The organism is Streptomyces sp. NBC_00523 (assembly GCF_036346615.1).
GTDB lineage: Bacteria > Actinomycetota > Actinomycetes > Streptomycetales > Streptomycetaceae > Streptomyces.
In genome coordinates, this window is record NZ_CP107836.1 from 4390918 (window position 1) to 4416196 (window position 25279).

General features: G+C 70.9%; 24 protein-coding genes. 13 read left to right on the top strand and 11 right to left on the bottom strand.

The annotated features are described in order from the left end of the window. The first annotated feature begins 58 nt into the window (after positions 1-58). From OHS17_RS20040 to tuf, 5 genes are all read left to right on the top strand, one after another. Positions 59-3958: a DNA-directed RNA polymerase subunit beta' gene (locus OHS17_RS20040; protein WP_018101255.1), complete on the top strand. Its 3900-nt coding sequence runs from the start codon at positions 59-61 to the stop codon at positions 3956-3958. A gap of 447 nt (positions 3959-4405) precedes the next feature. After that, positions 4406-4777 (top strand): 30S ribosomal protein S12, encoded by a 372-nt coding sequence (gene rpsL / locus OHS17_RS20045; RefSeq protein ID WP_003948652.1) that lies wholly within the window; start codon positions 4406-4408, stop codon positions 4775-4777. A gap of 2 nt (positions 4778-4779) precedes the next feature. Further along, the gene (gene rpsG, locus OHS17_RS20050; RefSeq protein WP_018101248.1) at positions 4780-5250 is read left to right on the top strand and encodes a 30S ribosomal protein S7; all 471 of its coding nucleotides are present in this window, start codon (positions 4780-4782) and stop codon (positions 5248-5250) included. A gap of 38 nt (positions 5251-5288) precedes the next feature. Next, complete coding sequence (gene fusA / locus OHS17_RS20055; protein ID WP_073862614.1) at positions 5289-7418, top strand: elongation factor G; 2130 nt, start codon at positions 5289-5291, stop codon at positions 7416-7418. Positions 7419-7578: 160 nt separating this feature from the next. Beyond that, positions 7579-8772 carry an elongation factor Tu gene (gene tuf, locus OHS17_RS20060; protein WP_018101246.1) on the top strand — a complete coding sequence of 398 codons (1194 nt, stop codon included), beginning with the start codon at positions 7579-7581 and terminating at the stop codon, positions 8770-8772. 141 nt (positions 8773-8913) lie between these two features. Here the strand turns inward: tuf and OHS17_RS20065 are convergent, their stop codons facing one another. Genes OHS17_RS20065 through OHS17_RS20075 form a run of 3 tightly spaced genes read right to left on the bottom strand, consistent with a single transcriptional unit; the run spans position 8914 to position 11246 of the window. Continuing rightward, positions 8914-9378, bottom strand: coding sequence for a GNAT family N-acetyltransferase (locus OHS17_RS20065; RefSeq protein ID WP_330313294.1), 465 nt, complete (start codon positions 9376-9378; stop codon positions 8914-8916). Positions 9379-9390: 12 nt separating this feature from the next. Continuing rightward, positions 9391-10062 (bottom strand): response regulator transcription factor, encoded by a 672-nt coding sequence (locus tag OHS17_RS20070; RefSeq protein WP_330313295.1) that lies wholly within the window; start codon positions 10060-10062, stop codon positions 9391-9393. Beyond that, complete coding sequence (locus OHS17_RS20075) at positions 10059-11246, bottom strand: sensor histidine kinase (RefSeq protein WP_330313296.1); 1188 nt, start codon at positions 11244-11246, stop codon at positions 10059-10061. The genes OHS17_RS20070 and OHS17_RS20075 overlap by 4 nt, the downstream gene beginning before the upstream one ends. Before the next feature lie 115 nt (positions 11247-11361). On the opposite strand from OHS17_RS20075, the gene OHS17_RS20080 reads away from it, so the two are divergent. The 5 genes from OHS17_RS20080 (at position 11362) to OHS17_RS20100 (ending at position 15713) form a co-directional block, all read left to right on the top strand. After that, a complete protein-coding gene (locus OHS17_RS20080; RefSeq protein WP_330313297.1) occupies positions 11362-12309 on the top strand; it encodes an ATP-binding cassette domain-containing protein in 948 nt (315 codons plus the stop codon). Further along, on the top strand, positions 12306-13811 hold the full coding sequence (locus OHS17_RS20085) for an ABC transporter permease subunit (RefSeq protein ID WP_330313298.1): 1506 nt from the start codon (positions 12306-12308) through the stop codon (positions 13809-13811). The genes OHS17_RS20080 and OHS17_RS20085 overlap by 4 nt, the downstream gene beginning before the upstream one ends. Next, entirely contained in the window at positions 13808-14581 is a 774-nt protein-coding gene (locus OHS17_RS20090) for an ABC transporter permease subunit (protein ID WP_330313299.1), read from the top strand. Before OHS17_RS20085 ends, OHS17_RS20090 begins: the two co-directional genes overlap by 4 nt. 32 nt (positions 14582-14613) lie before the next feature. Further along, positions 14614-15066 carry a hemerythrin domain-containing protein gene (locus OHS17_RS20095; RefSeq protein ID WP_330313300.1) on the top strand — a complete coding sequence of 151 codons (453 nt, stop codon included), beginning with the start codon at positions 14614-14616 and terminating at the stop codon, positions 15064-15066. 200 nt (positions 15067-15266) lie between these two features. After that, on the top strand, positions 15267-15713 hold the full coding sequence (locus tag OHS17_RS20100) for a penicillin-binding transpeptidase domain-containing protein (RefSeq protein ID WP_330313301.1): 447 nt from the start codon (positions 15267-15269) through the stop codon (positions 15711-15713). Between the two features lie 40 nt (positions 15714-15753). Here OHS17_RS20100 and OHS17_RS20105 read toward each other — a convergent pair whose 3' ends face one another. The 3 genes from OHS17_RS20105 to OHS17_RS20115 all read right to left on the bottom strand — a co-directional run bounded on the left by OHS17_RS20105 (position 15754) and on the right by OHS17_RS20115 (position 17600). After that, positions 15754-16104, bottom strand: coding sequence for a hypothetical protein (locus OHS17_RS20105; RefSeq protein ID WP_330313302.1), 351 nt, complete (start codon positions 16102-16104; stop codon positions 15754-15756). Between the two features lie 41 nt (positions 16105-16145). Then, positions 16146-16904 carry a helix-turn-helix domain-containing protein gene (locus OHS17_RS20110; RefSeq protein WP_330313303.1) on the bottom strand — a complete coding sequence of 253 codons (759 nt, stop codon included), beginning with the start codon at positions 16902-16904 and terminating at the stop codon, positions 16146-16148. Between the two features lie 270 nt (positions 16905-17174). Next, entirely contained in the window at positions 17175-17600 is a 426-nt protein-coding gene (locus OHS17_RS20115; RefSeq protein WP_330313304.1) for an ATP-binding protein, read from the bottom strand. Between the two features lie 160 nt (positions 17601-17760). On the opposite strand from OHS17_RS20115, the gene OHS17_RS20120 reads away from it, so the two are divergent. Continuing rightward, positions 17761-18642, top strand: a complete 882-nt coding sequence (locus OHS17_RS20120) for a helix-turn-helix domain-containing protein (RefSeq protein ID WP_330315304.1) — start codon at positions 17761-17763, stop codon at positions 18640-18642. Beyond that, positions 18639-18848: a DUF397 domain-containing protein gene (locus tag OHS17_RS20125; protein ID WP_330313305.1), complete on the top strand. Its 210-nt coding sequence runs from the start codon at positions 18639-18641 to the stop codon at positions 18846-18848. The genes OHS17_RS20120 and OHS17_RS20125 overlap by 4 nt, the downstream gene beginning before the upstream one ends. 7 nt (positions 18849-18855) lie before the next feature. Here OHS17_RS20125 and OHS17_RS20130 read toward each other — a convergent pair whose 3' ends face one another. Then, entirely contained in the window at positions 18856-19503 is a 648-nt protein-coding gene (locus OHS17_RS20130) for a nucleotidyltransferase domain-containing protein (RefSeq protein WP_330313306.1), read from the bottom strand. 167 nt (positions 19504-19670) lie between these two features. Between OHS17_RS20130 and OHS17_RS20135 the strand changes: the two genes are divergently transcribed. After that, positions 19671-19940, top strand: coding sequence for a GlsB/YeaQ/YmgE family stress response membrane protein (locus OHS17_RS20135; RefSeq protein WP_073964445.1), 270 nt, complete (start codon positions 19671-19673; stop codon positions 19938-19940). Between the two features lie 121 nt (positions 19941-20061). Here the strand turns inward: OHS17_RS20135 and OHS17_RS20140 are convergent, their stop codons facing one another. The 4 genes from OHS17_RS20140 to OHS17_RS20155 all read right to left on the bottom strand — a co-directional run bounded on the left by OHS17_RS20140 (position 20062) and on the right by OHS17_RS20155 (position 25240). Further along, positions 20062-20706 (bottom strand): hypothetical protein, encoded by a 645-nt coding sequence (locus tag OHS17_RS20140; protein ID WP_330313307.1) that lies wholly within the window; start codon positions 20704-20706, stop codon positions 20062-20064. After that, on the bottom strand, positions 20703-21326 hold the full coding sequence (locus OHS17_RS20145; protein WP_330313308.1) for an RNA polymerase sigma factor: 624 nt from the start codon (positions 21324-21326) through the stop codon (positions 20703-20705). The genes OHS17_RS20140 and OHS17_RS20145 overlap by 4 nt, the downstream gene beginning before the upstream one ends. Before the next feature lie 72 nt (positions 21327-21398). Next, positions 21399-23540 (bottom strand): RNA repair domain-containing protein, encoded by a 2142-nt coding sequence (locus OHS17_RS20150; RefSeq protein WP_330313309.1) that lies wholly within the window; start codon positions 23538-23540, stop codon positions 21399-21401. Beyond that, positions 23540-25240 carry an RNA ligase family protein gene (locus OHS17_RS20155; RefSeq protein WP_330313310.1) on the bottom strand — a complete coding sequence of 567 codons (1701 nt, stop codon included), beginning with the start codon at positions 25238-25240 and terminating at the stop codon, positions 23540-23542. Before OHS17_RS20155 ends, OHS17_RS20150 begins: the two co-directional genes overlap by 1 nt. Positions 25241-25279 lie beyond the last annotated feature (39 nt).

Here is a 25279-nt window from a genome sequence, read left to right on the forward strand (position 1 = left end):
CCGATTTACTCGCGTGACGCGAGGGGGCTCGAACCCCCGAAAGAGGGATTGACGACAAGTGCTCGACGTCAACTTCTTCGACGAGCTGCGGATCGGCCTTGCCACCGCGGACGACATCCGGACCTGGTCCCACGGCGAGGTCAAGAAGCCGGAGACCATCAACTACCGCACCCTCAAGCCCGAAAAGGACGGACTCTTCTGCGAGAAGATCTTCGGTCCGACCCGGGACTGGGAGTGCTACTGCGGCAAGTACAAGCGTGTCCGCTTCAAGGGCATCATCTGTGAGCGCTGTGGCGTCGAGGTCACCCGTGCCAAGGTGCGCCGCGAGCGCATGGGCCACATCGAGCTCGCCGCTCCCGTCACCCACATCTGGTACTTCAAGGGCGTCCCGTCGCGCCTGGGCTACCTGCTGGACCTCGCGCCGAAGGACCTCGAGAAGGTCATCTACTTCGCCGCGTACATGATCACGTTCGTGGACGAGGAGCGCCGCACCCGCGACCTCCCCTCCCTGGAGGCCCACGTCTCCGTCGAGCGCCAGCAGATCGAGAACCGCCGCGACTCCGACCTGGAGAACCGCGCCAAGAAGCTCGAGTCCGACCTGGCCGAGCTGGAGGCCGAGGGCGCCAAGGCCGACGTGCGCCGCAAGGTGCGCGAAGGTGCCGAGCGCGAGATGAAGCAGCTGCGCGACCGTGCGCAGCGCGAGATCGACCGCCTCGACGAGGTGTGGAGCCGCTTCAAGAACCTCAAGGTCCAGGACCTGGAGGGCGACGAGCTGCTCTACCGCGAGCTGCGTGACCGCTTCGGCACGTACTTCGACGGCTGCATGGGCGCCGCCGCGCTGCAGAAGCGCCTGGAGTCCTTCGACCTCGACGAGGAGGCCGAGCGCCTCCGCGAGATCATCCGTACCGGCAAGGGCCAGAAGAAGACCCGTGCGCTCAAGCGCCTCAAGGTCGTCTCCGCGTTCCTGCAGACCAGCAACAAGCCCAAGGGCATGGTGCTCGACTGCGTGCCGGTCATCCCGCCGGACCTGCGTCCGATGGTGCAGCTGGACGGTGGCCGCTTCGCGACCTCCGACCTGAACGACCTGTACCGCCGCGTGATCAACCGCAACAACCGCCTGAAGCGGCTTCTCGACCTCGGCGCGCCCGAGATCATCGTGAACAACGAGAAGCGCATGCTCCAGGAGGCCGTGGACGCCCTCTTCGACAACGGTCGTCGCGGTCGCCCGGTCACCGGCCCCGGTAACCGTCCCCTGAAGTCCCTCAGCGACATGCTGAAGGGCAAGCAGGGTCGTTTCCGTCAGAACCTGCTCGGCAAGCGCGTGGACTACTCCGCGCGTTCCGTGATCGTCGTCGGTCCGCAGCTCAAGCTGCACCAGTGCGGTCTGCCGAAGGCGATGGCGCTGGAGCTCTTCAAGCCGTTCGTGATGAAGCGCCTGGTCGACCTGAACCACGCGCAGAACATCAAGTCGGCCAAGCGCATGGTCGAGCGCGGCCGCACCGTGGTGTACGACGTCCTCGAAGAGGTCATCGCCGAGCACCCGGTGCTGCTGAACCGTGCGCCCACCCTGCACCGCCTCGGCATCCAGGCCTTCGAGCCGCAGCTGGTCGAGGGCAAGGCCATCCAGATCCACCCGCTCGTCTGCACCGCGTTCAACGCGGACTTCGACGGTGACCAGATGGCCGTGCACCTGCCGCTCTCCGCGGAGGCGCAGGCCGAGGCCCGCATCCTGATGCTGTCCTCGAACAACATCCTCAAGCCGGCCGACGGCCGCCCGGTCACGATGCCGACCCAGGACATGGTGCTGGGTCTGTTCTTCCTGACCACCGACGGCGAGCTCCGCGACACCAAGGGCGAGGGCCGCGCGTTCGGCTCCACGGCCGAGGCGATCATGGCGTTCGACGCCGGCGAGCTGGCGCTCCAGTCGTCCGTCGACATCCGCTTCCCGGTGGGCACCATCCCGCCGCGTGGCTGGGTGCCGCCGGTCGCCGAGGAGGGCGAGCCCGAGTACCAGCCGGGTGACACCTTCCGGCTGCGGACGAGCCTGGGCCGCGCGCTCTTCAACGAGCTGCTGCCCGAGGACTACCCGTTCGTCGACTACTCGGTCGGCAAGAAGCAGCTCTCCGAGATCGTCAACGACCTCGCCGAGCGCTACCCCAAGGTCATCGTGGCGGCGACGCTCGACAACCTGAAGGCGGCCGGCTTCCACTGGGCGACCCGTTCGGGCGTCACCGTGGCCATCTCCGACGTCGTCGTGCCCGAGGCCAAGAAGGCCATCGTCAAGGGCTACGAGGAGCAGGACGAGAAGGTCCAGAAGCAGTACGAGCGCGGTCTGATCACCAAGGACGAGCGCACGCAGGAGCTCATCGCGATCTGGACCAAGGCGACCAACGAGGTTGCCGAGGCCATGAACGAGAACTTCCCCAAGACGAACCCCATCTTCATGATGGTTGACTCGGGTGCCCGAGGAAACATGATGCAGATGCGTCAGATCGCCGGTATGCGTGGTCTGGTGTCCAACGCCAAGAACGAGACGATCCCGCGTCCCATCAAGGCGTCCTTCCGTGAGGGCCTCACCGTTCTGGAGTACTTCATCTCCACGCACGGTGCCCGTAAGGGTCTGGCGGACACCGCCCTGCGTACCGCCGACTCGGGTTACCTGACCCGTCGTCTGGTGGACGTCTCGCAGGACGTGATCATTCGCGAGGAGGACTGCGGCACCGACCGCGGCCTCAAGCTGAAGATCGCCGTCAAGGGTGCCGACGGTGTCCTCCGCAAGACGGACGACGTCGAGACCTCGGTCTACGCCCGCATGCTCGCCGAGGACGTCGTGGTGGACGGCAAGGTCATCGCGCCTGCCAACGTCGACCTCGGTGACGTCCTGATCGACGCCCTGGTGGGCGCCGGCGTCGAGGAGGTCAAGACCCGCTCGGTCCTGACCTGTGAGTCCGCGGTCGGCACCTGTGCCTTCTGCTACGGGCGCTCGCTCGCCACCGGCAAGCTGGTCGACATCGGTGAGGCGGTCGGCATCATCGCCGCCCAGTCCATCGGTGAGCCCGGTACCCAGCTGACGATGCGTACCTTCCACACCGGTGGTGTGGCCGGTGACGACATCACCCAGGGTCTGCCGCGTGTCGTCGAGCTCTTCGAGGCGCGTACGCCCAAGGGTGTCGCCCCGATCTCCGAGTCCGCGGGCCGTGTCCGCATCGAGGAGACCGAGAAGACCAAGAAGCTCGTCGTCACCCCGGACGACGGCAGCGACGAGATCGCCTTCCCGATCTCGAAGCGCGCCCGTCTCCTGGTGGGCGAGGGCGACCACGTCGAGGTGGGCCAGAAGCTCACCGTGGGTGCCACCAACCCGCACGACGTGCTGCGCATCCTCGGCCAGCGCGCGGTCCAGGTCCACCTGGTCGGCGAGGTCCAGAAGGTCTACAACTCGCAGGGCGTGTCGATCCACGACAAGCACATCGAGATCATCATCCGGCAGATGCTCCGCCGCGTGACGATCATCGAGTCCGGCGACGCGGAGCTGCTGCCGGGCGAGCTCGTGGAGCGCTCGAAGTTCGAGACCGAGAACCGTCGCGTGGTCACCGAGGGCGGTCACCCCGCCTCCGGCCGTCCGCAGCTGATGGGTATCACCAAGGCGTCGCTGGCGACGGAGTCGTGGCTGTCCGCGGCCTCCTTCCAGGAGACGACCAGGGTCCTGACGGACGCGGCGATCAACGCCAAGTCCGACTCCCTGATCGGCCTCAAGGAGAACGTCATCATCGGTAAGCTCATCCCGGCCGGTACGGGCCTGTCCCGCTACCGCAACATCCGGGTCGAGCCGACCGAGGAGGCCAAGGCCGCCATGTACTCGGCCGTCGGCTACGACGACATCGACTACTCGCCGTTCGGCACGGGCTCCGGCCAGGCCGTTCCGCTGGAGGACTACGACTACGGTCCGTACAACCAGTAAGCGAGTCGCTTGATACGCCCGGAGGGCGGTCGTCCCGTACACACGGGGTGGCCGCCCTTCGGCGTGTGATACGTCACAGGGGCGGGCCCGTGCGGCAGGGCTCCCGGGGCCCCGCGCGGGGCTCGTACGGCCTCAGGGGCGCTCTCAGGGGGCCGTGGGGCATCCGTACGGGTCGGGACAAGCCGGGCGCGGGAGCCGGCCGTCCGGGCTGGACGGCATTTGTTTTGACCCAGGTCCGTGAGGTAGGTACGCTCAGACCTTGTGCCTGGGGTGTGCCTGGGTTCGTGTGCGTGTCCTCAACCGCATGGCGAGCCTGTCTTCGGCCACCGTGATCCGTGCTCCTCATGCCGTTCCGGTACGGGCTCGCAGGATTCGACACACCCGACCGCGTGGGTCGGCGACGTTCCAGGTTAGTTTCACCGACGGCACACAGAAACCGGAGAAGTAGTGCCTACGATCCAGCAGCTGGTCCGGAAGGGCCGGCAGGACAAGGTCGAGAAGAACAAGACGCCCGCACTCGAGGGTTCGCCCCAGCGCCGCGGCGTCTGCACGCGTGTGTTCACGACCACCCCGAAGAAGCCGAACTCCGCGCTCCGGAAGGTCGCACGTGTGCGCCTGACCTCGGGCATCGAGGTCACGGCCTACATCCCGGGTGAGGGACACAACCTGCAGGAGCACTCCATCGTGCTCGTGCGTGGTGGCCGTGTGAAGGACCTGCCGGGTGTTCGTTACAAGATCATCCGCGGCTCGCTCGACACCCAGGGTGTCAAGAACCGCAAGCAGGCCCGCAGCCGCTACGGCGCCAAGAAGGAGAAGTAAGAATGCCTCGTAAGGGCCCCGCCCCGAAGCGCCCGGTCATCATCGACCCGGTCTACAGCTCTCCTCTTGTCACGTCGCTGATCAACAAGATCCTGCTCGACGGCAAGCGTTCCACCGCCGAGCGGATCGTGTACGGCGCCATGGAGGGTCTTCGCGAGAAGACCGGCGCCGACCCGGTCATCACGCTGAAGCGCGCGCTGGAGAACGTCAAGCCCTCGCTCGAGGTCAAGTCCCGCCGTGTCGGTGGCGCCACCTACCAGGTGCCGATCGAGGTCAAGCCCGGTCGTGCCGCCACGCTGGCCCTCCGCTGGGTCGTGGGTTACTCCCGCGCCCGCCGTGAGAAGACGATGACCGAGCGGCTCATGAACGAGCTGCTCGACGCCTCGAACGGTCTTGGCGCTGCCGTCAAGAAGCGTGAGGACACCCACAAGATGGCCGAGTCCAACAAGGCCTTCGCGCACTACCGCTGGTAGTCGCTACCCCCATCGAGACCGAGAGAAGACTGAGCCTTATGGCCACCACTTCGCTTGACCTGGCCAAGGTCCGCAACATTGGGATCATGGCCCACATCGACGCGGGCAAGACGACCACCACTGAGCGGATCCTGTTCTACACCGGCGTTTCGTACAAGATCGGTGAGGTCCACGACGGCGCTGCCACGATGGACTGGATGGAGCAGGAGCAGGAGCGCGGCATCACCATCACGTCCGCCGCGACGACCTGTCACTGGCCGCTCAACGATGTTGACCACACCATCAACATCATCGACACCCCGGGTCACGTGGACTTCACCGTCGAGGTGGAGCGTTCGCTCCGCGTCCTCGACGGCGCCGTCACCGTGTTCGACGGTGTGGCCGGCGTCGAGCCGCAGTCCGAGACCGTCTGGCGTCAGGCGGACCGCTACGGCGTGCCGCGTATCTGCTTCGTCAACAAGCTCGACCGCACCGGTGCCGACTTCCTGCGCTGCGTCAACATGATCGTGGACCGCCTCGGCGCGACCCCGATCGTCATGCAGCTGCCGATCGGTGCCGAGGCGGACTTCACGGGCGTCGTCGACCTCGTGTCGATGAAGGCCTTCGTGTACCCCGAAGAGGCCGCCAAGGGCGAGATGTACAACGTCGTTGACATCCCGGCCGAGCTCCAGGAGCAGGCGGACGAGTGGCGCGGCAAGCTGCTCGAGGCCGTCGCGGAGAACGACGACGCCATGATGGAGCTGTACCTGGAGGGCACCGAGCCCACCCAGGAGCAGCTGCACGAGGCGATCCGTCGCATCACCCTGGCCTCCAAGGGCGGCGCCGACTCCGTCACCGTCACCCCGGTGTTCTGTGGCACCGCGTTCAAGAACAAGGGCGTCCAGCCCCTGCTCGACGCGGTCGTCCGCTACCTGCCTTCCCCCCTGGACGTCGAGGCCATCGAGGGCCACGACCCCAAGGACCCCGAGACCGTCGTGAAGCGCAAGCCCTCGGACGACGAGCCGCTGTCGGCTCTGGCGTTCAAGATCGCGAGCGACCCGCACCTCGGCAAGCTCACCTTCGTCCGGATCTACTCCGGTCGCCTGGACGCCGGCACCGCGGTGCTGAACTCCGTCAAGGGCAAGAAGGAGCGCATCGGCAAGATCTACCGTATGCACGCGAACAAGCGTGAGGAGATCGACTCGGTGGGCGCCGGCGACATCATCGCCGTCATGGGCCTGAAGCAGACCACCACCGGTGAGACGCTGTGCGACGACAAGAACCCGGTCATCCTGGAGTCCATGGACTTCCCGGCGCCGGTCATTCAGGTCGCGATCGAGCCCAAGTCCAAGGGTGACCAGGAGAAGCTGGGTGTCGCCATCCAGCGCCTCTCCGAGGAGGACCCGTCCTTCCAGGTGCACTCCGACGAGGAGACCGGCCAGACCATCATCGGTGGTATGGGCGAGCTGCACCTCGAGGTGCTTGTCGACCGCATGAAGCGCGAGTTCCGCGTCGAGGCGAACGTCGGTAAGCCGCAGGTCGCGTACCGCGAGACGATCCGCAAGGCCGTCGAGCGCATCGACTACACGCACAAGAAGCAGACTGGTGGTACCGGCCAGTTCGCGAAGGTGCAGATCGCCATCGAGCCCCTCGAGGGCGGCGACGCGTCGTACGAGTTCGTCAACAAGGTCACCGGTGGCCGCATCCCCCGTGAGTACATCCCCTCGGTGGACGCGGGTGCTCAGGAAGCCATGCAGTTCGGCATCCTGGCCGGTTACGAGATGGTCGGCGTCCGCGTCATCCTTCTCGACGGTGGTTACCACGAGGTCGACTCCTCGGAGCTCGCCTTCAAGATCGCCGGTTCGCAGGCGTTCAAGGAGGGTGCCCGCAAGGCGTCCCCCGTGCTCCTCGAGCCGATGATGGCCGTCGAGGTCACCACGCCCGAGGACTACATGGGCGATGTCATCGGCGACCTCAACTCCCGCCGTGGCCAGATCCAGGCCATGGAGGAGCGCAGCGGCGCTCGCGTCGTGAAGGGCCTCGTGCCCCTCTCGGAGATGTTCGGCTACGTCGGAGACCTCCGCAGCAAGACCTCGGGTCGCGCAAGCTACTCGATGCAGTTCGACTCCTACGCCGAGGTTCCGCGGAACGTCGCCGAGGAGATCATCGCGAAGGCCAAGGGCGAGTAACTCTCCCGAGCTCACGCTTTAGGCTTGTCACCGGAGCCCGTGGGGCATTCGTCGCGCAGTTCACACTTCGCGGAGAATGCCCCCGGGGGCCGGCATCCCAGCAAAGATCACCTGGCGCCGATGAAGCAAGGCGTACAGAACCACTCCACAGGAGGACCCAGTGGCGAAGGCGAAGTTCGAGCGGACTAAGCCGCACGTCAACATCGGCACCATCGGTCACATCGACCACGGTAAGACGACCCTCACGGCCGCCATTACCAAGGTGCTGCACGACGCGTACCCGGACCTGAACGAGGCCTCGGCCTTCGACCAGATCGACAAGGCTCCCGAGGAGCGCCAGCGCGGTATCACGATCTCGATCGCGCACGTCGAGTACCAGACGGAGTCGCGTCACTACGCGCACGTCGACTGCCCGGGTCACGCGGACTACATCAAGAACATGATCACCGGTGCCGCGCAGATGGACGGCGCCATCCTCGTGGTCGCCGCCACCGACGGCCCGATGCCGCAGACCAAGGAGCACGTGCTCCTGGCCCGCCAGGTCGGCGTTCCGTACATCGTCGTCGCCCTGAACAAGGCCGACATGGTGGACGACGAGGAGATCCTGGAGCTCGTCGAGCTCGAGGTCCGCGAGCTGCTCTCCGAGTACGAGTTCCCGGGCGACGACCTTCCGGTCGTCAAGGTCTCGGCGCTCAAGGCCCTTGAGGGCGACAAGGAGTGGGGCAACACCGTCCTCGAGCTCATGAAGGCCGTGGACGAGAACATCCCGCAGCCCGAGCGCGACGTCGACAAGCCGTTCCTGATGCCGATCGAGGACGTCTTCACGATCACCGGTCGTGGCACCGTCGTCACCGGCCGTATCGAGCGTGGTGTCCTCAAGGTCAACGAGACCGTTGACATCGTGGGCATCAAGCAGGAGAAGACCACCACCACGGTCACCGGCATCGAGATGTTCCGCAAGCTGCTCGACGAGGGCCAGGCCGGTGAGAACGTCGGTCTGCTCCTCCGTGGCATCAAGCGCGAGGACGTCGAGCGCGGCCAGGTCATCATCAAGCCCGGTTCGGTCACGCCGCACACCGAGTTCGAGGCCCAGGCCTACATCCTGTCGAAGGACGAGGGTGGCCGTCACACCCCCTTCTTCAACAACTACCGCCCGCAGTTCTACTTCCGTACCACGGACGTGACCGGCGTCGTGACCCTCCCCGAGGGCACCGAGATGGTCATGCCGGGCGACAACACCGTCATGTCGGTCCAGCTGATCCAGCCGGTCGCCATGGAGGAGGGCCTCAAGTTCGCCATCCGTGAGGGTGGCCGGACCGTGGGCGCCGGCCAGGTCACCAAGATCAACAAGTAATCACTTGTTCGTCTGACCTGGTTGCTCCGCACAGAGCACCAAGAAGGGCCCCGTCCCACCGTTCACGCGGTGGGGCGGGGCCCTTCGGGTTCTACGGGCTTACGCGGCGGGCTTACGGGCTTACGCGGTCGGTTTACGGGCTTACGCCGCGGGCTCGGGCCACCGGACCATGAACACGTCCACCGGGTCCTCCCGCTCGGTCACGAAGCCGTGCCGCTCGTACAGCCGCCGCGCGGCGCTGCCCTGGAGCACGTTCAGCCGCACCGGCACCCCTTCCGCGTCCGCACGCGCCAGCAGGCGCCGCAGCACGCCGGAGCCGATGCCCCGCCCCTGGAGCGCCGCGTCCAGGAAGAAGCTCTCCAGGCACCACCCGTCCTCGTACGGCTTCAGCGTCACGCAGCCCGCGAAGCGGCCGTCCACCACGAGGACCGAGGTGTGCTCGGGGACGTACGAGTCACGCATCCGCTGCCGCACCCGGTGCTCGTCGTAGCGGCCGAGGCGGACCAGGTCGGGGCGCATCACGACGGCCCGGAGCTCGACGATGTCGTCCAGGTCGGCGGGGGTGGCGGGGCGCAGGTCGCAGGTTTGGGTGGTACGTACATGCATGGCGGGAGTCTGTCAGAGGGCGCCCGGCCCGGCGATCCGGTATCCCACGCCCGGGGTGGTGGCGATGACCGCGGGTTCGCCGAGCTTGCGGCGCAGGCGGCTGATGGTCACGGCGACCGTGTTGGTGAAGGGGTCGGCGTGCTCGTCCCAGACCTGTTCGAGCAGGTCCTCCGCGCTGAGGAAGGCGGGGCTCGCGGCCAGGAGCGCTTCGAGGACGGCGAACTCCTTGACGGAGAGGTCGAGCCTGCGGCCGTCGCGGCCGGCGGTCCGGTGCACCGGGTCGAGCTCGATGCCCGCGGCGCTCAGGGTGCGGGGCCGGGCGGCCGGGCGGCGGCGGGCCAGGGCGCGGATGCGCAGGACGAGCTCGGGGAAGTGGAACGGCTTGCCCAGGTAGTCGTCGGCGCCCAGGGTCAGGCCGCTGACCCGGTCGCCCGGCGAACCCGCGGCCGTCAGCATCAGGACCATCGCCCGGCCGTCGCGCTCGGTGATCATCCGGCAGAGGGTGTCGCCGTGGATGCCCGGCAGGTCCCGGTCGAGCACGACGACGTCGTACGCGGTGGCGTCCAGTTTGGCCGCGGCGTCGAGGCCGTCGTGGGCCACGTCGACGGCCATGCCCTGGTCGCGCAGCCCCTCGGCGACGACCTCGGCGAGGGTACGGGCGTCCTCGACCACCAGGACTCTCACGGCGCCGCCTCCGTGCCCGCGCCGGGCAGGGTGAGCGTGACGCGCAGGCCGCCGGCGGGGCGGGCGCGCAGGTCCAGGGTGCCGTGGTGGGCCCGAGCGATGGCCGCGACGATGGAGAGCCCGAGCCCGCTGCCCCGGCCGGTGCCCGTCCGGTCGCCGCCCAGGCGCCGGAAGGGCCGGACGAGGGCCGCCACCGCCTCCTGGCCGAGGACCGGTCCGCCCGACTCCACGACCAGGGACACCGCGCTTCCCTCCGCCCGGACCGCGACACCGATCCAGCCGCCGGGGCCGTTGTGCACGACGGCGTTGTCGACCAGGTTGTCGACCGCGCGGCGCAGCAGCGTCGGGCTGCCGGACACCCACGCGGTCCCGTCGGCCCGGTCCTGGCGTACGGTCAGGTCCCCGGCCGCGATGTCTTCCGCGCGGTCCGCCAGGGCGGCCGAGGCGAGCGGGGCGAGGGCGAGGCGCGCCGTGTCGGTGAACTCGCCCTGCCGGCTGCGGGCCAGGACGAGGAAGTTCTCCAGCAGCCGGTCCACTTGGTCGAGTTCGGTGCGCAGCCGGGCGGCCAGGGTGGTCGTGGGCGGGGGGAGCGGGCCCGGCTTGGCGAGGGCGACGTCCAGCGAGGCCCGCATCGTGGTGAGCGGCGTGCGCAGTTCGTGGGAGGCGTTCGCGACGAAGAGGCGCTGGCTTTCGAAGGAGTTCTCCAAGCGGCCGAGGAGATCGTCGATCGTGTCGGCGAGTTCCTTCACCTCGTCGCCGGGCCCGTCCATGGCCAGGCGTTCGTGCAGGCCGTCGGCGGTGATCCGGCGGGTGGCCGCCGTCATCACGCGCAGCGGGCGCAGTACCCGGCCGGCGACGAACCAGCCGAGGACGGCCGAGAGGACCACCATCACGCCGAGGGCGATGGCGCAGCCGATCAGGATCTGCTGGGTCTGGGTGTCGTGGACCTGGGCCAGCTGCTGCTCCAGCTCGGCGATGCGGCCCTGAGCCTGGGCCGCCGCGGGCTGTCCGGTGGCACCGGGGGCGGTCCGGCTGTCCCGCGTACCGCCGGAGGCCACCACGGCCGCGATGGTGAGCAGTGCCGTTCCCGACAGCAGGAACAGCGTGACGTACAGGGCGGTGAAGCGGGTGCGGGCGGTGGTGCGGCGCGGGCCCGCGAGCCGTCGGGGAGGACCCCATGTCATCCGCGTGCTCCCCTCTCGCCACGGCCGGTACGGGTCAGGCTAGGCGGAGACGCCTAACAGCGGGATGACAGCGGCTGTTCGGCTGCTGTGACGCGGTGCCTCCGAGGGTGTGGCCATGAGCGATGAGAGTACGAGCGCGACGATCGAGGTCATCGGTCTCCGTAAACGCTTCGGCGCCCGACTGGCCCTGGACGGGATGACGTTCACCGTGCGGCCCGGGCGTGTCACCGGCTTCGTCGGGCCGAACGGCGCGGGCAAGTCCACCACCATGCGTGTCATCCTGGGCCTCGACGCGGCCGAGGACGGGGAGGTCTTGGTCGGCGGGGTGCCGTACCGCACCCTGCGCCGGCCGCTCCGGCATCTGGGGGCCCTGCTCGACGCCTCCGCGGTGCAGCCGGGCCGCACCGCCCGCAACCACCTGCTGTGGCTGGCCCACTCCCAGGGCCTGCCCGCCCGGCGGGTGGACGAGGTCATCGAACAGGCCGGCCTGGGCGGGGCGGCCCGGCGCAGGGCGGGCGGCTTCTCGCTGGGGATGCGCCAGCGCCTGGGTATCGCGGCGGCGCTCCTCGGCGACCCGCCGGTGCTCGTGCTGGACGAGCCGTTCAACGGCCTCGATCCCGACGGCATCGTATGGATGCGCGGCGTCCTGTCGTCGCTGGCCCGGGACGGCCGCGCCGTTCTGGTCTCCAGCCATCTGATGGGCGAACTGGAGGACACCGCCGATCACTTGGTGGTGATCGGGCGGGGCCGGGTCCTCGCGGACACCGCCGTCTCCGCGCTGCTCGCCGAGGCGTCCGGCGGCCGGGTCGTCCTGCGCACCTCCGCACCGCAGCGCGCCGCCGAGGCCCTGCGCGGCGCGGGCGCCACCGTACTCGTCACCGGCCCCGACACCCTCGGCGTCACCGGGCTGGCCGACGAGGCGGTCGTGGCCCTGCTCGCCCGGACCGGAGTGCCGTTCTCGCAGGTGTCCGCGCACCGGGCGACGCTGGAGGAGGCGTACATGGAGCTCACCCGGGACGCGGTGGAGTACCGGGGCGTTCCGGCGGGGGAGGGCACGCGATGACCGCCATCCGCACGAGGCACACCGGCTTCCTCGCGACGCTGCACGCCGAGTGGACGAAGTTCCGTACGGTGCGGGGCTGGGTCCTCACCATGGCCGGGGCGCTCCTGGCGACGATCGTGGTCGGCCTGCTCGGAACGGCCGCCCCGGGCCCCGGCGCCGACGCCTCGTACCCGAGGGGCCCCGGCGGCGAGGCCGTCAACGACAGCTTCTACTTCGTCCACCGGACGCTCACCGGCGACGGCACTCTCACCGTCCCCCTGCGGTCCCTGGCGGGTGTGGCCGACACCGGGGCCGGGAAGACGGCTCGCGGCGCCCAGCCCTGGGCCAAGGCGGGGATCATCGTCAAGGAGAGCCTCGCCCAGGGCTCCCCGTACGCGGCGCTCATGGCCACCGGCGCCCACGGCATCCGCATGCAGTACGACTACACGCACGACACGGCGGGCCCCGAGGCCCCGCAGCGGTGGCTGCGCCTGGTCCGCTCCGGTGACCGGCTCACCGGTTACGCCTCCGCCGACGGCTCCCGCTGGACCGAGGTCGGCCGGGCGCGGCTGCCCGGGCTCGCGCGCACCGTGCGGGCCGGGCTCTTCGCCACGTCACCGCAGGCGAAACAGGACACCGGGGCGGGCGCGGGCTTCAGCCCCGCCGTGGCCACCGGCACCTTCGGCCGGCCCGCCCTGACCGGTGGCTGGTCGCGGACCCCGTGGCGCGGCACGCAGGTGGGCGGCGACGCGGGTACCTCCGGCAGCTACACGGACACCCTGAAGGGCGGCTTCACCCGGACCGGCGAGGGGTTCGCCGTGACCGGGGCCGGGGACATCGCACCGGTCGTCGGCGGACCGGTGATGGGCGTCGGTTTCTCCGTCGAGAACTTCCTCGTCGGCACCTTCGCCGGGCTGATCGCGGTGATCGTCATGGCCACGGTCTTCATCACCGGCGAGTACCGGCGGGGTCTGCTGCGTACGAGCATGACGGCCACACCCCGGCGGGGCCGGGTGCTCGGCGCCAAGGCGCTGGTGGCCGGGGGCGTCGCGGGTGCCGTCGGGCTGGTGGCCGCCGCGATCGCCGTTCCCCTCGGGGCCCGCGGTGCGCGCGGCAGGGGCTTCCTCGTCCTCCCCGTCACGACGGCGACCGAACTGCGGGTCGTGGCCGGGACCGGCCTGCTCTGCGCGACGGCCGCCGTGCTCGCTCTCGGCGTCGGCGCGCTGCTGCGGCGCAGCGGTACGGCGGTCGCGCTGGTCGTCGCGTCGCTGGTGCTGCCCTTCCTGCTCGCCGTCTCCGGAGTGCTGCCCGCGGGCGCCGCGGAGTGGCTGCTGCGGGTGACCCCGGCCGCGGGCTTCGCCGTGCAGCAGACGCTGCCGCGGTACGCGCAGGTGCTCAGCGTGTACGAGCCGTCGACCGGGTACTTCCCGCTGGCGCCGTGGGCGGGGTTCGCCGTGCTGTGCGGGTACGCGGCGCTCGCGTACGGGCTGGCCGTGGCGCGGGTGCGCGGGAGGGACGTATGAGCGCCCTGCGCGCGGAGTGGACGAAGCTGCGCACGGCGGGGGACCTGGGGAGGCTGCTCCTGCTCGCCGTCGCGCTGCCCGCGGCGGTCGGCTGCGGTACGGCCGAGGCAGTGAAGTGCCCGGACACGGGATGCGGCCGGGACGCCGTCAAGCTCGCCCTGACCGGCGTCACGGTCGGCCAGGCGGTTGTCACCGTCCTCGCGGTGCTGGCCGTCAGCGGGGAGTACGGGACCGGCATGATCCGTACGACGCTCACGGCGATGCCGGACCGGATGACCGTGTTCGCGGCCAAGGCGACGGTCCTCACGGCGGTCGTCCTGGCCTCCGGCACGGTGGCCGTTCTGGCCTCGCTCCTCGGCGGCCGCCTGATCCTGCCCGGCAGCGGATTCACCGAGGCGCACGGCTACGCCCCGTTGTCCCTGGCCGACGGCCCGACCCTGCGCGCGGCCGCGGGCTCGGTGCTCTACCTCGCCCTCGTCGCCCTGCTCGGTCTCGGCGTGGCGACGGCGGTACGGGATGCGGCGACCGCCATCGGGATCGTGCTCGGGCTGCTCTACGTCTTCCCGGTCGTGATCGGGGTGGTCCAGGACCCGGAGTGGCAGCGCCACCTCCAGCAGGTCTCGCCCATGACCGCCGGGCTCGCCGTGCAGGCCACGGTCCATGTGCGCGAGCTGCCCATCGGGCCCTGGGCCGGCTTGGGCGTGCTCGCGGCGTGGGCGGCCGCCGCCCTGCTGGTGGGAGGACTGCTGCTGCGCGGGCGCGACGCGTAGCGGGCCGAGGCACGTGTGGCAAAGTGCCCCTTATGTGCCATTACTGCGGCTGCCGTGAGATCCCCCTGATCAAGGAGTTCATCGCGGAGCACGAGTCCGTCACGGACACGGCGGGCGCGGCCCTGCGTGCGCTGGACGACGGGGACCGGGCCCTCGTCCCGGACCTGGTGGCCCGCATGGAGCGGGAGCTCGTGGCGCACTGGCAGGGCGAGGAGCAGGGCCTCTTCGCGGTGATGAGCGCGGACCCGGAGTACGCGGGGTACATCGACGCGCTCGTACGCGAACACCGCGAACTCGGCGCGTTCCTCCGGGGGATCGACCTGAGCAGTGCCGAGGACATCGCCCGGCTGCGCGAGGCGGTGGCCGAGCTGCACCACCACATCGCCAAGGAGGAGGACGGCCTGTTCCCGGCGTCGCTCACGGCGTTGACGGGGGAGGAGTGGGACCGGGCTATGGGGGCTTGGCGGGCGGTGCATCCGGGGTAGGGCCGTAGCCTGCGGGTGAGGGGTGTGCCTACGGGGCGGACCTAGGATGACCGCATGCCTACGACTAAGCGCCACTGGCATTCGGGCGCAATGAGCTGGAATCGGCGTACGACGACGTCCTGAACCCCGGCGCGTCCTCCCCCGGCAGCCGGCCGGGCAACGTGGTGACGGCCATTTCGCCTGCCGTCCAGCGCGCCGCCATGGACGCGCTGGACGGCAGGGAGGGTGCCGCGGTCGCTGTGGACGTGCGGACCGGGCACATCCGTGCACTGGCCAGCACTCCGTCGTACGACCCGGCCACTTTCAGCGGCAATACGATGGAAGACGGCCGCAGCTGGGACGAACTGGTCGGCGACAGGCACAAGCCGTTGTTGAACCGGACCAGGAAGGAATCGATGCCGCCGGGTGAGACCTTTCATCTCGTCGTCGCGGCAGCGGCTCTGGAGAAGGGGTTCTACTCCTCGGTGGACGAGGCGACGGACACCCCGGCGTCCTACACCCCTCCCGGCAGCAGCAAGGCGCTGACCGGTGACCCCGCCCATTGCGGGAACGCCTCCATCCGCACTGCGCTGCACCATGCGTGCGGGAACGTCTTCGCGCGGTTGGCGGTCGACGTGGGGGAGGTGGCCGCCGCCGCGTTGCGGTGACTGGCAGGACCCACCGCAAACCCTCAGGTCACCGGGCCGCTCAGCAGGGCGACCCGCAGTCCGAGACCGCCTGCGGCCCCGCCAGGACGTCGAGGCCGTAGCCGAGGGCGGCGAGTGCTGCGACGGCCGCCGTGAGTCCGAGCGCGGTGCGCCACCGCCCTCGCACGGCGGCGAAGGCGGCCAGGGCCGTCAGCGTGCCGCCGATCAGGAGCAGGGGGAGACCCAGCAGGAGTACGTCGGTGTTGCGCTCGCCCTCGAAGGCGCCGAAGAGGCCCCTCCGGCCGTACGGGAGCCAGGCCGCGAGGCCCGCGAGGGCGCCGAGGGCCGCCGTGAGGAGCCCTGCGGTGCCGGTGAGGGCTTCGCGTCGGGGGGTCGTGTGCGCGGATTCCATGTACGAGGAGACGCCCGTCCGGGGCCGGCGGTTTCGGCCGGTCAGGCGGCTCTGTACGGTTCCGCCTCGCGGCAGTCCCGGCAGTGGCCCGGTTCCGGGGCTCGGAAGACGCGGTCGCAGCGGTCGCAGTCCTGGAGGGGGATGGCCGACGTCGGTGCATTGGGGAGTGGGGGTGGCAGGAGGGCGGTGAGGCGGTTGTGTACGAAGCCTGCCGGGTGCCGGATGATCGGGGGGAGGTCGCTCGTCAGGGCGTGCCGGACCGTGGAGGGGTGTACGTCGCGGGCGAGCCAGGTCGCGACTGCGGGGGCCAGTTCGCTGATCGCCTGTGCGGACAGGGTGAGTTGGGGCGCGTGGCGGCGGAGGCCCGTGAGGAGGGTGGCCGCCTCGGGGTGCGGTTCGGGGGCCGGGGGTGCCGCCGGGGCGGCGGGTTCCTGCTGCTCGGGGGTCGCGTGCGGCTGGTTGTACGACGTCGTACGGGTGACCACCCGGCCGTCCGGCAGGCGTACGCGGTCCCGGTGCAGGTATCCGGCCGCCTCCAACTCCCGTAGCGCAGCGGCAATTCGGGCCTCGCTCTCCGGGAAGCGGGCCGCGAGGAGCTTGATGCCGATCCTGGCGCCCGTGGGCAGCGACTGGATGTGCGCGGCGAGCCCGATCGCGAGCAGCGAGAGCTGCGCGTGCTGGGCGAGGTGGTTGCCGATCACCGTGAAGCCGGTGGTGTGGCGGACGTTGGCGTGCTGGACGCCTGCGGCGGGTGAGCCGGAGGGGGCGCGAGGGGGCGCGATAACCTGCGAGGTAGCCATCAGGAAGCCTGTGCTCTTCCGTGTTGGTCAGGCCCTCGGTGGAGATTCCCGTCTCGCCGGGGGCCGTCACGTTCTGTGGTGTTGTCGCGGCGAGCATATGCCAGCGAACCCGGCCCGAATCCAGCCCAGTTGCCCGAGTTCACTCGCGCGAGTGATGCAGGTCAAGACGGGGTGGGGTGGGTTTTGGTCTGGTTCTTTCCCAGGTTCTTTAAAAGCCTTTTTGCGTCGCGAAGGACCGCGACCCGGTGCTCCGGGACGCGGTCGGGGGCGTCACGGTACGAGGTCGAGCTCGGCCCACACCGTCTTCCGGGGCACCGGCCCCTCCTCGACGCCCCAGCGGTCCGCCAGCGCCGCCACGATGAGCAGGCCGCGCCCGCTCTCCGCGCACGGGCCGGGGGTGTCCGGCACGGGCAGGCGGTCACTCCGGGTGTCCGTCAGCTCGATCCGCAGCCGTGACGCTTCGTCCACGGTGAGGCTCAGCCGGAAGTCCCGGCCCTGCACCCGCCCGTGCGTGGCCGCGTTCGCGGCCAGTTCGGCCACGATGTGCGCGGCCGCCTCGGTGGGGAGCCCCCAGTCGCCCAAATGCGCCGTCGTGAGCAGCCGGGCGAGCCGTGCGCCCCGGCGCGTGGGGGAGAGCAGAACGGCGAACTGCCGGGCGGGAGTGGACGTTTCGGTTCGGGTGATTTCTCGATTCACGTCACTCAGGGTGGTCGCGCGCCCCTACCGTGAACAGTGACTCGGCGCTTACGTACGGTCATTGTCCCGAGCTTGTCCAGCGTTGTCCCCGCTGTACGGGGTGACGCCCGGGGGACGTACACGGTTGAGGAACGACGGCACGCGTGAAAGCGGGGCACGGATGAGTGTGGACGAGATCGGTGCGGACTGGCAGCCCGACGCGGGGGCGGACGAACCCGGCTGGGACGTGGACCCCGACGACGAGTCGGGCGTCGCGGTGGTCGCCGCCGTGGGCCGCCAGATCAGGGCCTGGCGCGAGGCGGCGGGGCTGACGGCGGCGGAGTTCGGTACGCGGCTGGGGTATGGCGAGAACCTGATCTACAAGGTGGAGGGGGGCCGCCGGATTCCCCGGCCCGAGCTGCTGGACATGGCGGATGAGGTGTGCGGGGCGGGCGGGAAGATCGCCGCGATGAAGAAGGACCTCGCGGAGGTCCGGTACCCGAAGAAGGTCCGGGACCTGGCGAAGCTGGAGGCGAAGGCCGTCGAGTTGTCGGCGTACGGAAGCCACAACCTGCACGGCCTTTTGCAGACGGAGGAGTACGCCCGGGCCCTCATCGGTACGAGGCGTCCCGTTCTCTCGCCGGACGACCTGGAGCGAGCTGTAGCCGCACGCGTGGCCCGGCAGTCCATCTTCGAGCGCGTGCCGGTGCCTGAACTCAGCTTTGTCCAGGAGGAGTCTTCGCTGCTCCGTCCGGTCGGCGGCAGGGAGGTGTGGCATCGGCAGCTCGACAACCTGCTGCGCCTGGGCGAGTTGCCCTTCGTTGACATCCAGGTGATGCCGACCGCCCGGTGGGACCACCCCGGAACGGGCGGACGCATCCAAGTGCTGAAGTTCGCCGACGGATCGGCCGTTGGCCGTGCGGACGATGAGTTCGCTGGCAGGCCCATTGTTCACCCCAAGCAGCTTCGTATCCTTGAGCTAGGGTTCGGCATCATCCGGGCTCGCGCTCTAACTCCGGAGGAGTCCATGGCTTTCATCAAGCAAGTACGGGGAGAAACATGACCCACAGGCCGACTGCCGGGGAAGCCTCTGAGCTGCGGTGGTTCAAGAGCAGCTACAGCGACAGCAGCAACCCAAATGACTGCGTCGAGGTCGCTGCGGCTCCGGGGGCTGTGCACGTCCGCGACTCGAAGGACTTGTCCGTGCCGGAGCTCGCCTTCGGCGAGACCGCGTGGGCGGGGTTCGTTTCGTACGCTGCTGACTCCTAGGGAGTCGTCAGGCGGTGCCGCCCACGTGCCGCGCTGCGAGCACGGTGACCTGGGCGGCCAGGTCCGACAAGGACGGCTCGCGCAGGGCGGCGGCGTGCGCGAGCCGGACTACGTCGTTCGCCCAGGCGCCGCTGGCCCGGTCGTCCTCGTTGATGCGGGCGAACCCCCGGTCCAGCAGGCCACGGGCCTCGTCGTCCCGCTTCCGGGCCACCGCCTTGACCGCGCCGATGGCGTTCGCCAGGGCACTGGCAGGGCGTGACCACTCGTCGTCATGGGCGCGTGCCGCCGGGTTCTCCGCGTCGTAGTGCGGGTCGTCCGCGACCGACGCGGCGCGGACGTCCAGGTCAAGGCGCCAGAACAGCGGCACCCCTGCGAAGCGGACGAACAGGAGGCGGCGGCGGTCGGAGCGAGAGAAGTCCGGGTCGATACGGACGCCGTCGACCGGCCGGACCTCGCCCAGGACCTCCACCGCGCGATCCAGGCAGTCCGGGAACCGCGCGTCCGGCACCACCCACGCGATGTCGATGTCGCTGAAGGCGTCCGCCGTGCCCGACCCCAGCGAGCCGGTCAGCTCCGCGCGTGATCCGGGGCAGGACCTCTTCAGCGCGAGGCGCACCTCATGGGCCAGAGCGGCACGATCGGTCTCACTCGCCATGACGCACACCGTAGTGCGTGCCGTTTCATCAACGCCCCCGTGCGCCCCGATTCCGGTCGTCACCTCCAGGCCCGCCGAAGACATTTGCACGGCCGATGTTTGAACGCGCCGTTCCGGTGAACACGGTCGTTGACGAAATCTTTATACGACCAGGTAGGTGGGACATCATGGGCATCATCGCGTGGATCATCATCGGGCTTCTTGCGGGTCTCATCGCCAAGGCGCTCGTGCCGGGCAAGGACCCGGGCGGCATCATCATCACGATGCTCATCGGCATTGCGGGCGGCCTTCTCGGCGGCTGGCTCGGCAAGGTCATCTTCGGCGTCGACTCCATCGACGGCTTCTTCGAACTCTCCACCTGGATCGCGGCCATCGTCGGCTCGATCATCCTGCTCGTGCTCTACCGGGTCATCACCGGCAACCGCCGCCACGCCTGACCCACACCGCTCCGCACGGTCGCGAAACGGCTCCCCCAGCCACGGGGGAGCCGTTTCGCGCATCCCGGACGCCACCCGTCAACAGGTGGACAGGTGGTTCACCGGCAGGGGCGCCGCGAACTCAGTCGGCGGTGGCGGGGGGCGGCAGGGGCCCGGGCTGGTTGACGGGCCGGGGGTTGCACGGGGTGGCGGCGCCCTTGACCGCGGAGAACCACGCGAAGGCGCTGTCGCGCTCGATCACCAGGGTGTCGCCGGGGTGAAGGGTGGCCCGCCAGCCGGTATCGGAATCAGGGGCCTTGCCCTTGGTGACCGGCGGGGTCGGGACGCCGGGCGGGGTATCCGCCGGCTTCGCGATTTCGATCTTCATCCCGGGGTCCGCGACGCCCGCCGGGGACTGGATGACCTCCCCCCTGGGCTGGGTGCAGGTGGTTCCGTCGGGCGGGCTGTCGATGCTGACCAGCACGCCCAGCTCGCGTACCCGCGCCACGAGGGCGTCCTGTTCCTCGGGGTCCGGGGTGAGGTCGTAGAGGGTGACGGTGACGGTGCCGTCGCCGTTCCGGTCCACGGCGTACGCCTTCGGTGTCGTGGGCGAACCGGGCAGCAGCACCGCCGCCACCGTCGCCGCGGTGGCCAGTCCGGCGACGAGCGCGAGTCGCGGTGCCGTGACCAGGCGGCGCGGGCGGCGCGCCGGGGCGGGCTGAGGTCCGCGTGCCTCGATCTCCCGCTTCAGCTCTTCGAGCAGCCGGTCCTCGAATGTCGCGTTCATGCTCGTTCCCCTGTCCCCGCGATGAGTGTGTCCCTGGCGAGTGCCGGTTCCGGGGGCGGTTGATCCGGGACGCTGCCGGTCGCCCCGCGCAGGGTCTTGCGTGCCCGGTGCAGCCGGACCCGGGCGGTGACCTGGCGGAGGCCGAGCGCCGACGCGGCCTCGGGGAGGGTGAGCTGGTCCACGGTGATGAGCTCCAGCAGCGCGCGCTCGCCCTGCGGGAGGCCGGTGAGCGCGGCCAGCGCCCGGCGCCCGGCGGCCTCGGCGTCCAGCTGCTCCTCCAGGCGCGCGATGTCGTCCGCCTCCAGCAGCCTGCGCCCGGCTATCCGGGCGCCCAGGGCCGCTTGGCGGGCGGTGCGGCGGGCCTCGGCGCCGACGAGGTTGCGGGCTATGCCGTACAGCCAGGCCGTCTCGCTGCCCCGGCCCGGACGGTAGGAGTCCGCGGAGTCGATCGCGGCGAGGAAGACCTCCGCCGTCACGTCCGCGACCGTGTGAGGGTCGGTGACGCGCCGCGCGACGAAGCGGGTGATCGCGTCGAAGTGGCGCCGGTAGAACTCCTCGAAGAGGTCCGGATCGCGCGCCGCCGCCGCTGGTCCTTCCTTGCTGCGGGTGTCGCTCGTCAAGGTCGTCTCCCCATCTCCCGGCCTGCCTGTCACACCTACTTGGCAGTGGACGGGCAAGGCGTTACACGCGCATCACGCCAGCGGATTCGGGCCGGGGCCCAGCGACGCCCCCTTCAGCCCGCGCAGGACCTCCGCCCCGATCTCCGCCAGGCGGTGGGCCTCCGGGGGTGTCGCGCCCAGGCCGATCGCGTAGCCCGTGTGGTCGGGGGTCGTGACCGGGCGGGGCCAGATGCGGGTGTCCGGGGCGCCAGCGTCCGCGAGTGCGGCGGTGAGGGCGAGGAGGCGGCCTCGTAGGCGGCCCTCCTCGGGTGGGGTTGCCATGGCGAGGGCCCAGGCGGTGTGCTCGGTGAGCGGGGGCGGGGTGCAGAGCGCGGCCGGTTCCGTGTCCAGGAGCTCCCAGGCCCGGAACAGCTCCGCCGTCAGCACGTCGCGTCCTGCGGCGCTCACTTGGGTCGTGCAGGAGCGGACCGGGGCTGTCGGGGTGTACACCGTCACCGGGTCGCCCGTCGCCGAGCCCTCGCCCACCGGGGCGCGCCAGTCCCATGCCGCCCAGGTCGCGAAGAAGTCCCGGAGGCCGCCGCCCTCGTGGGCCGTACGGGCCGCGAGGGTCGCCCACGCGATGCCCGGGAGGCCGCCGCACGGGGCGGAGTCCAGGCCCCTGGCCGCCGCCCACTCCTTCACGTCCCGGGCCAGGGCGGTGAACGCCTCATCGCGCGGGAACGCTTCCGCGTCGCTCACCGCGCTCAGCGCGACGGCCGCCGCCTCGCCCAGCTCCGCGCGGCGCGCCACCGCTTCGGCCGGGGGCAGGGCGCCCGTCGCCACGGTGACCAGGTCGACCCGCAGGCCGTCCACGTACCACCGCAGTCCGGGGACACGGGCCCCGCTCACCTCGCGCGGGTCCCGCGCCTCCGGGAAGGCTTCGGCGAGCCGGTCCCGTACGCCCGTGACCTCGGGGAGCGCCGCCACCAGGTCCAGATCCGCGCCGGGGCGCGCGCAGCCCATGCGCCGGGAGCCGACGAGGTGGACGTGCGCTTCGGGGAGGGCGGCGGCGACGCGGGCGGTTACGGCGTCGGCCGCCTGGGTGGAGCGGGCGGTTTCGGCGGCCACCCTCGGGGAAGCCGCGCCGAGTCCCACCCGTACCCCGTAGTGGTCCGACACATGCAGCCCACCCGGCCCGGGCTCTTCCCCGAGCAGGGTCGCCCCACACGCCCGCAGCCGGTCCGTGCGCAGCAGCACCCGGTCCAGGCGGGACACCCGGCCCGAGAGGGACGAGATCGCGGCCAGCGGATTGGCCGACGGGTCGAAGGTCGGGGTGTCGTCGGCGGGGCCGTGCACCTCCGTCCACGCGTCCGTCATCGCCAGACGGGCCTGCGGGTGGTCGCCGCCGTCGTTGAAGTCGCCGACGAGCAGCAGTTCGCCCGCCACGTTCGCCAACCCTGTGGCCAGGTCCGCGAGTTCCGCCTCCCGGCGAGCCGCACCGTCGGGGGAGTGGTCGCTGCTGAGATGCGTGACGGCGATCGTGACCGGGCCGTCCGCCGTCTCCACCACCGCCGCCGCGACCGCCTTGTGCGGGCCCAGCCCGTGCACCGCCGCCTCGCTCACCGGCAGGCGGCTGAGCAGCAGCAGACCGTGGTCGGGGACGTCGTGGCCGGCCGGGTCGGTCGCGAGGGTGTAGTGAGCACTCACCCACTCGCACCCCAGTAGCAGCATGAGCAGCGCGGGCTCCACCTCCTGGAGCGCGATCACGTCCGCGTCCGCCGCGCGCAACGCCTCGGCCAACAGGGGACGGCGACGCGCGGTGTCGATGCGGTCGCTGTCGTAACGGTCCCAGAGGGTGTTCCAGGTGAGGACGGTCAGCGGACCGCTCGGGCCCTTCGCGCCGGTCGGCGCCGGTTCCCAGGTGCCCGTCGCGGGGGAGTACGCGTGCGGGGTTCGCGCCGTGAAGTACGGGGAAGGCAGGCGGCGCGCCTCCCGTATGCGCCCGGCGTCCGTCGCGTCGATGCGGTCCGTGCCCGTCGCCCGGTCCCAGACCACCTCCCCGTCCGCCTCGAAGAAGAGGACCCGGTGCCAGGGGATGTCCCCGCCCGGAGTGAACCGGTCCAACGGCACCCGCTTCGGCTCCCGGGCGCGCTGCGCCACGCCCAGCACGAAGCGCGCCGGATCGAAGCGGGCGTCCCAGCGGACCCGGTGGTAGATCTCCTCGCTCGTACGCATCAGGCCCAGTCCTCCACGGTTCCGCTGGTGCCGATGTACCAGGTGCGGTGCGCCTGGCCGGGGTACGGGGGTACGAACCGGTGCAGCTGCGACGCCAGCACCTGCGGTGGTACGGGGTGCTCCCGGCGTCCGTTGCGCGCCGCCAAATCCGCCTCGCCGATCCAGGCCACGGCGTGCGTGACCAGGGCGTCGCGGCGACGGGCGACCGCGCGCACCAGGGAGCGCTGGTGCGGGTTGAGCGAGGTGGCGTCCCAGACCACCGTCGCGCCGGGGACGAGGGCCGCGTCCAGGCGGTCCAGGCCCTCGCGCAGCACGTCCCCGTTGGCGCTCTGATCGGCGCGCGAGCCCCGGGCCAGGCGCAGATCGTCCAGCGAGATGTACGTGGCGACCCCCGGCAGGCCCCGGCCGAAGGTGCTCTTGCCGCTGCCGGAGGGCCCGGCGAGCTGGACCAGGCGCGGGAAGTCCCCGGACCGCCACCGCCAGGTCGCGGCGACCGCCTCCTCCGCGGTGGCGACGCGCCCGTCCGCGTGCGCCTCGCGGGCCTGCGCCAGGCAGCGCGCGGCGGCCTCCGGCCCGAGATCGGCGAACGCCTCGGCGAGCCCGTCCGGCTCCCGCACCTCCGCCGCGTGCAGCGCCGACCACTCGACCTGCTCCCGCGCCTCGGCGGTGTCCGCCAGCACCCCGGAAACGGCGTGCAGGACGGACAGGTCGGCGGCGAGCGCCATCCGGGCGAGCCCGGCGCGCCGCTCCTCGTCGGGGTAGGGCCGGTGCAGCCCGGGCGCCAGCCCGACGAGGTCCGCGACGCGCCGGGCGAGCGGCATGCCGAGGGCGGGGGCCAGGAGCGGGGCGAGGGCGGTGCGGCGGGTGCCGTGCAGCAGGGCGGCGAGGACACCGGCGAGGCGGTCGTCCCCGGTGCGGCCGAGGGCGTCCAGGGCGTCGGCGGCGGCGAGGGCGTGCGCCGGCCCGGCTCCCGGCGCCGGCCCGGCTCCCGGCTCCGGCCCGGCTTCCGGACCGGCGCCCACCGCCGCGCGCAGCGCCCCCGCGTCCACCGGGGCTCCACTCCGTACCGCCCACAGCGCCGCCCCCGCACCGAGCCCGTTCTCCACGACCTCCGCGTGCATCCAGTGCGTATCGGTCACCACATGGCCCGGCCGTACCCACTTCCCGACGACGCGCCCGAACAGCGCGGCCGGGAAGCCCGCCGCCGGGCGGACGACGTACCCCTCCTGCCGCCCCGTGTCCGGCTTCAGCGCGCGCAGCGCCTTTGCGTCGAACACCCCGCGCCACAGCACCGGCGGCGCCGGGATGCCCAGGGAACGCAGGAACTCCACGGTCCGGTCCCAGCCCAGGCAGCGGTCGCCGTCCCACACGGAGAACCCGTAGAAGTGGCTGTCCAGCGCGTCGTACGCCAGGGAGTGCCGCGCGAACATGTTCTCCCCGCAGATCCGCCACCCCTGCGGAATGCGTGCCCCGACGCGGGCCTGGAGGGCCTTCACCCAGGTCCGCGACGGATGGTGCGCCGAATCCAGCGAACGGGCGTGCAGCCCGTCCGCGTACAACGTGGTGTTCTCGCCGTCCAGCTTCTCGGTGACGACGACCTCGGTCCCGGCCAGCGCCGCCAGGTCCGTCATCCGCACGTCGTCGGACGTGGCCCCGGGCGACCAGGGCAGATGAGCCGTCCGTGGATAGTGCGTCCGCATGATCTTCCGCCCCCGTGCCTTTGCCGTATCCGGTCGGAA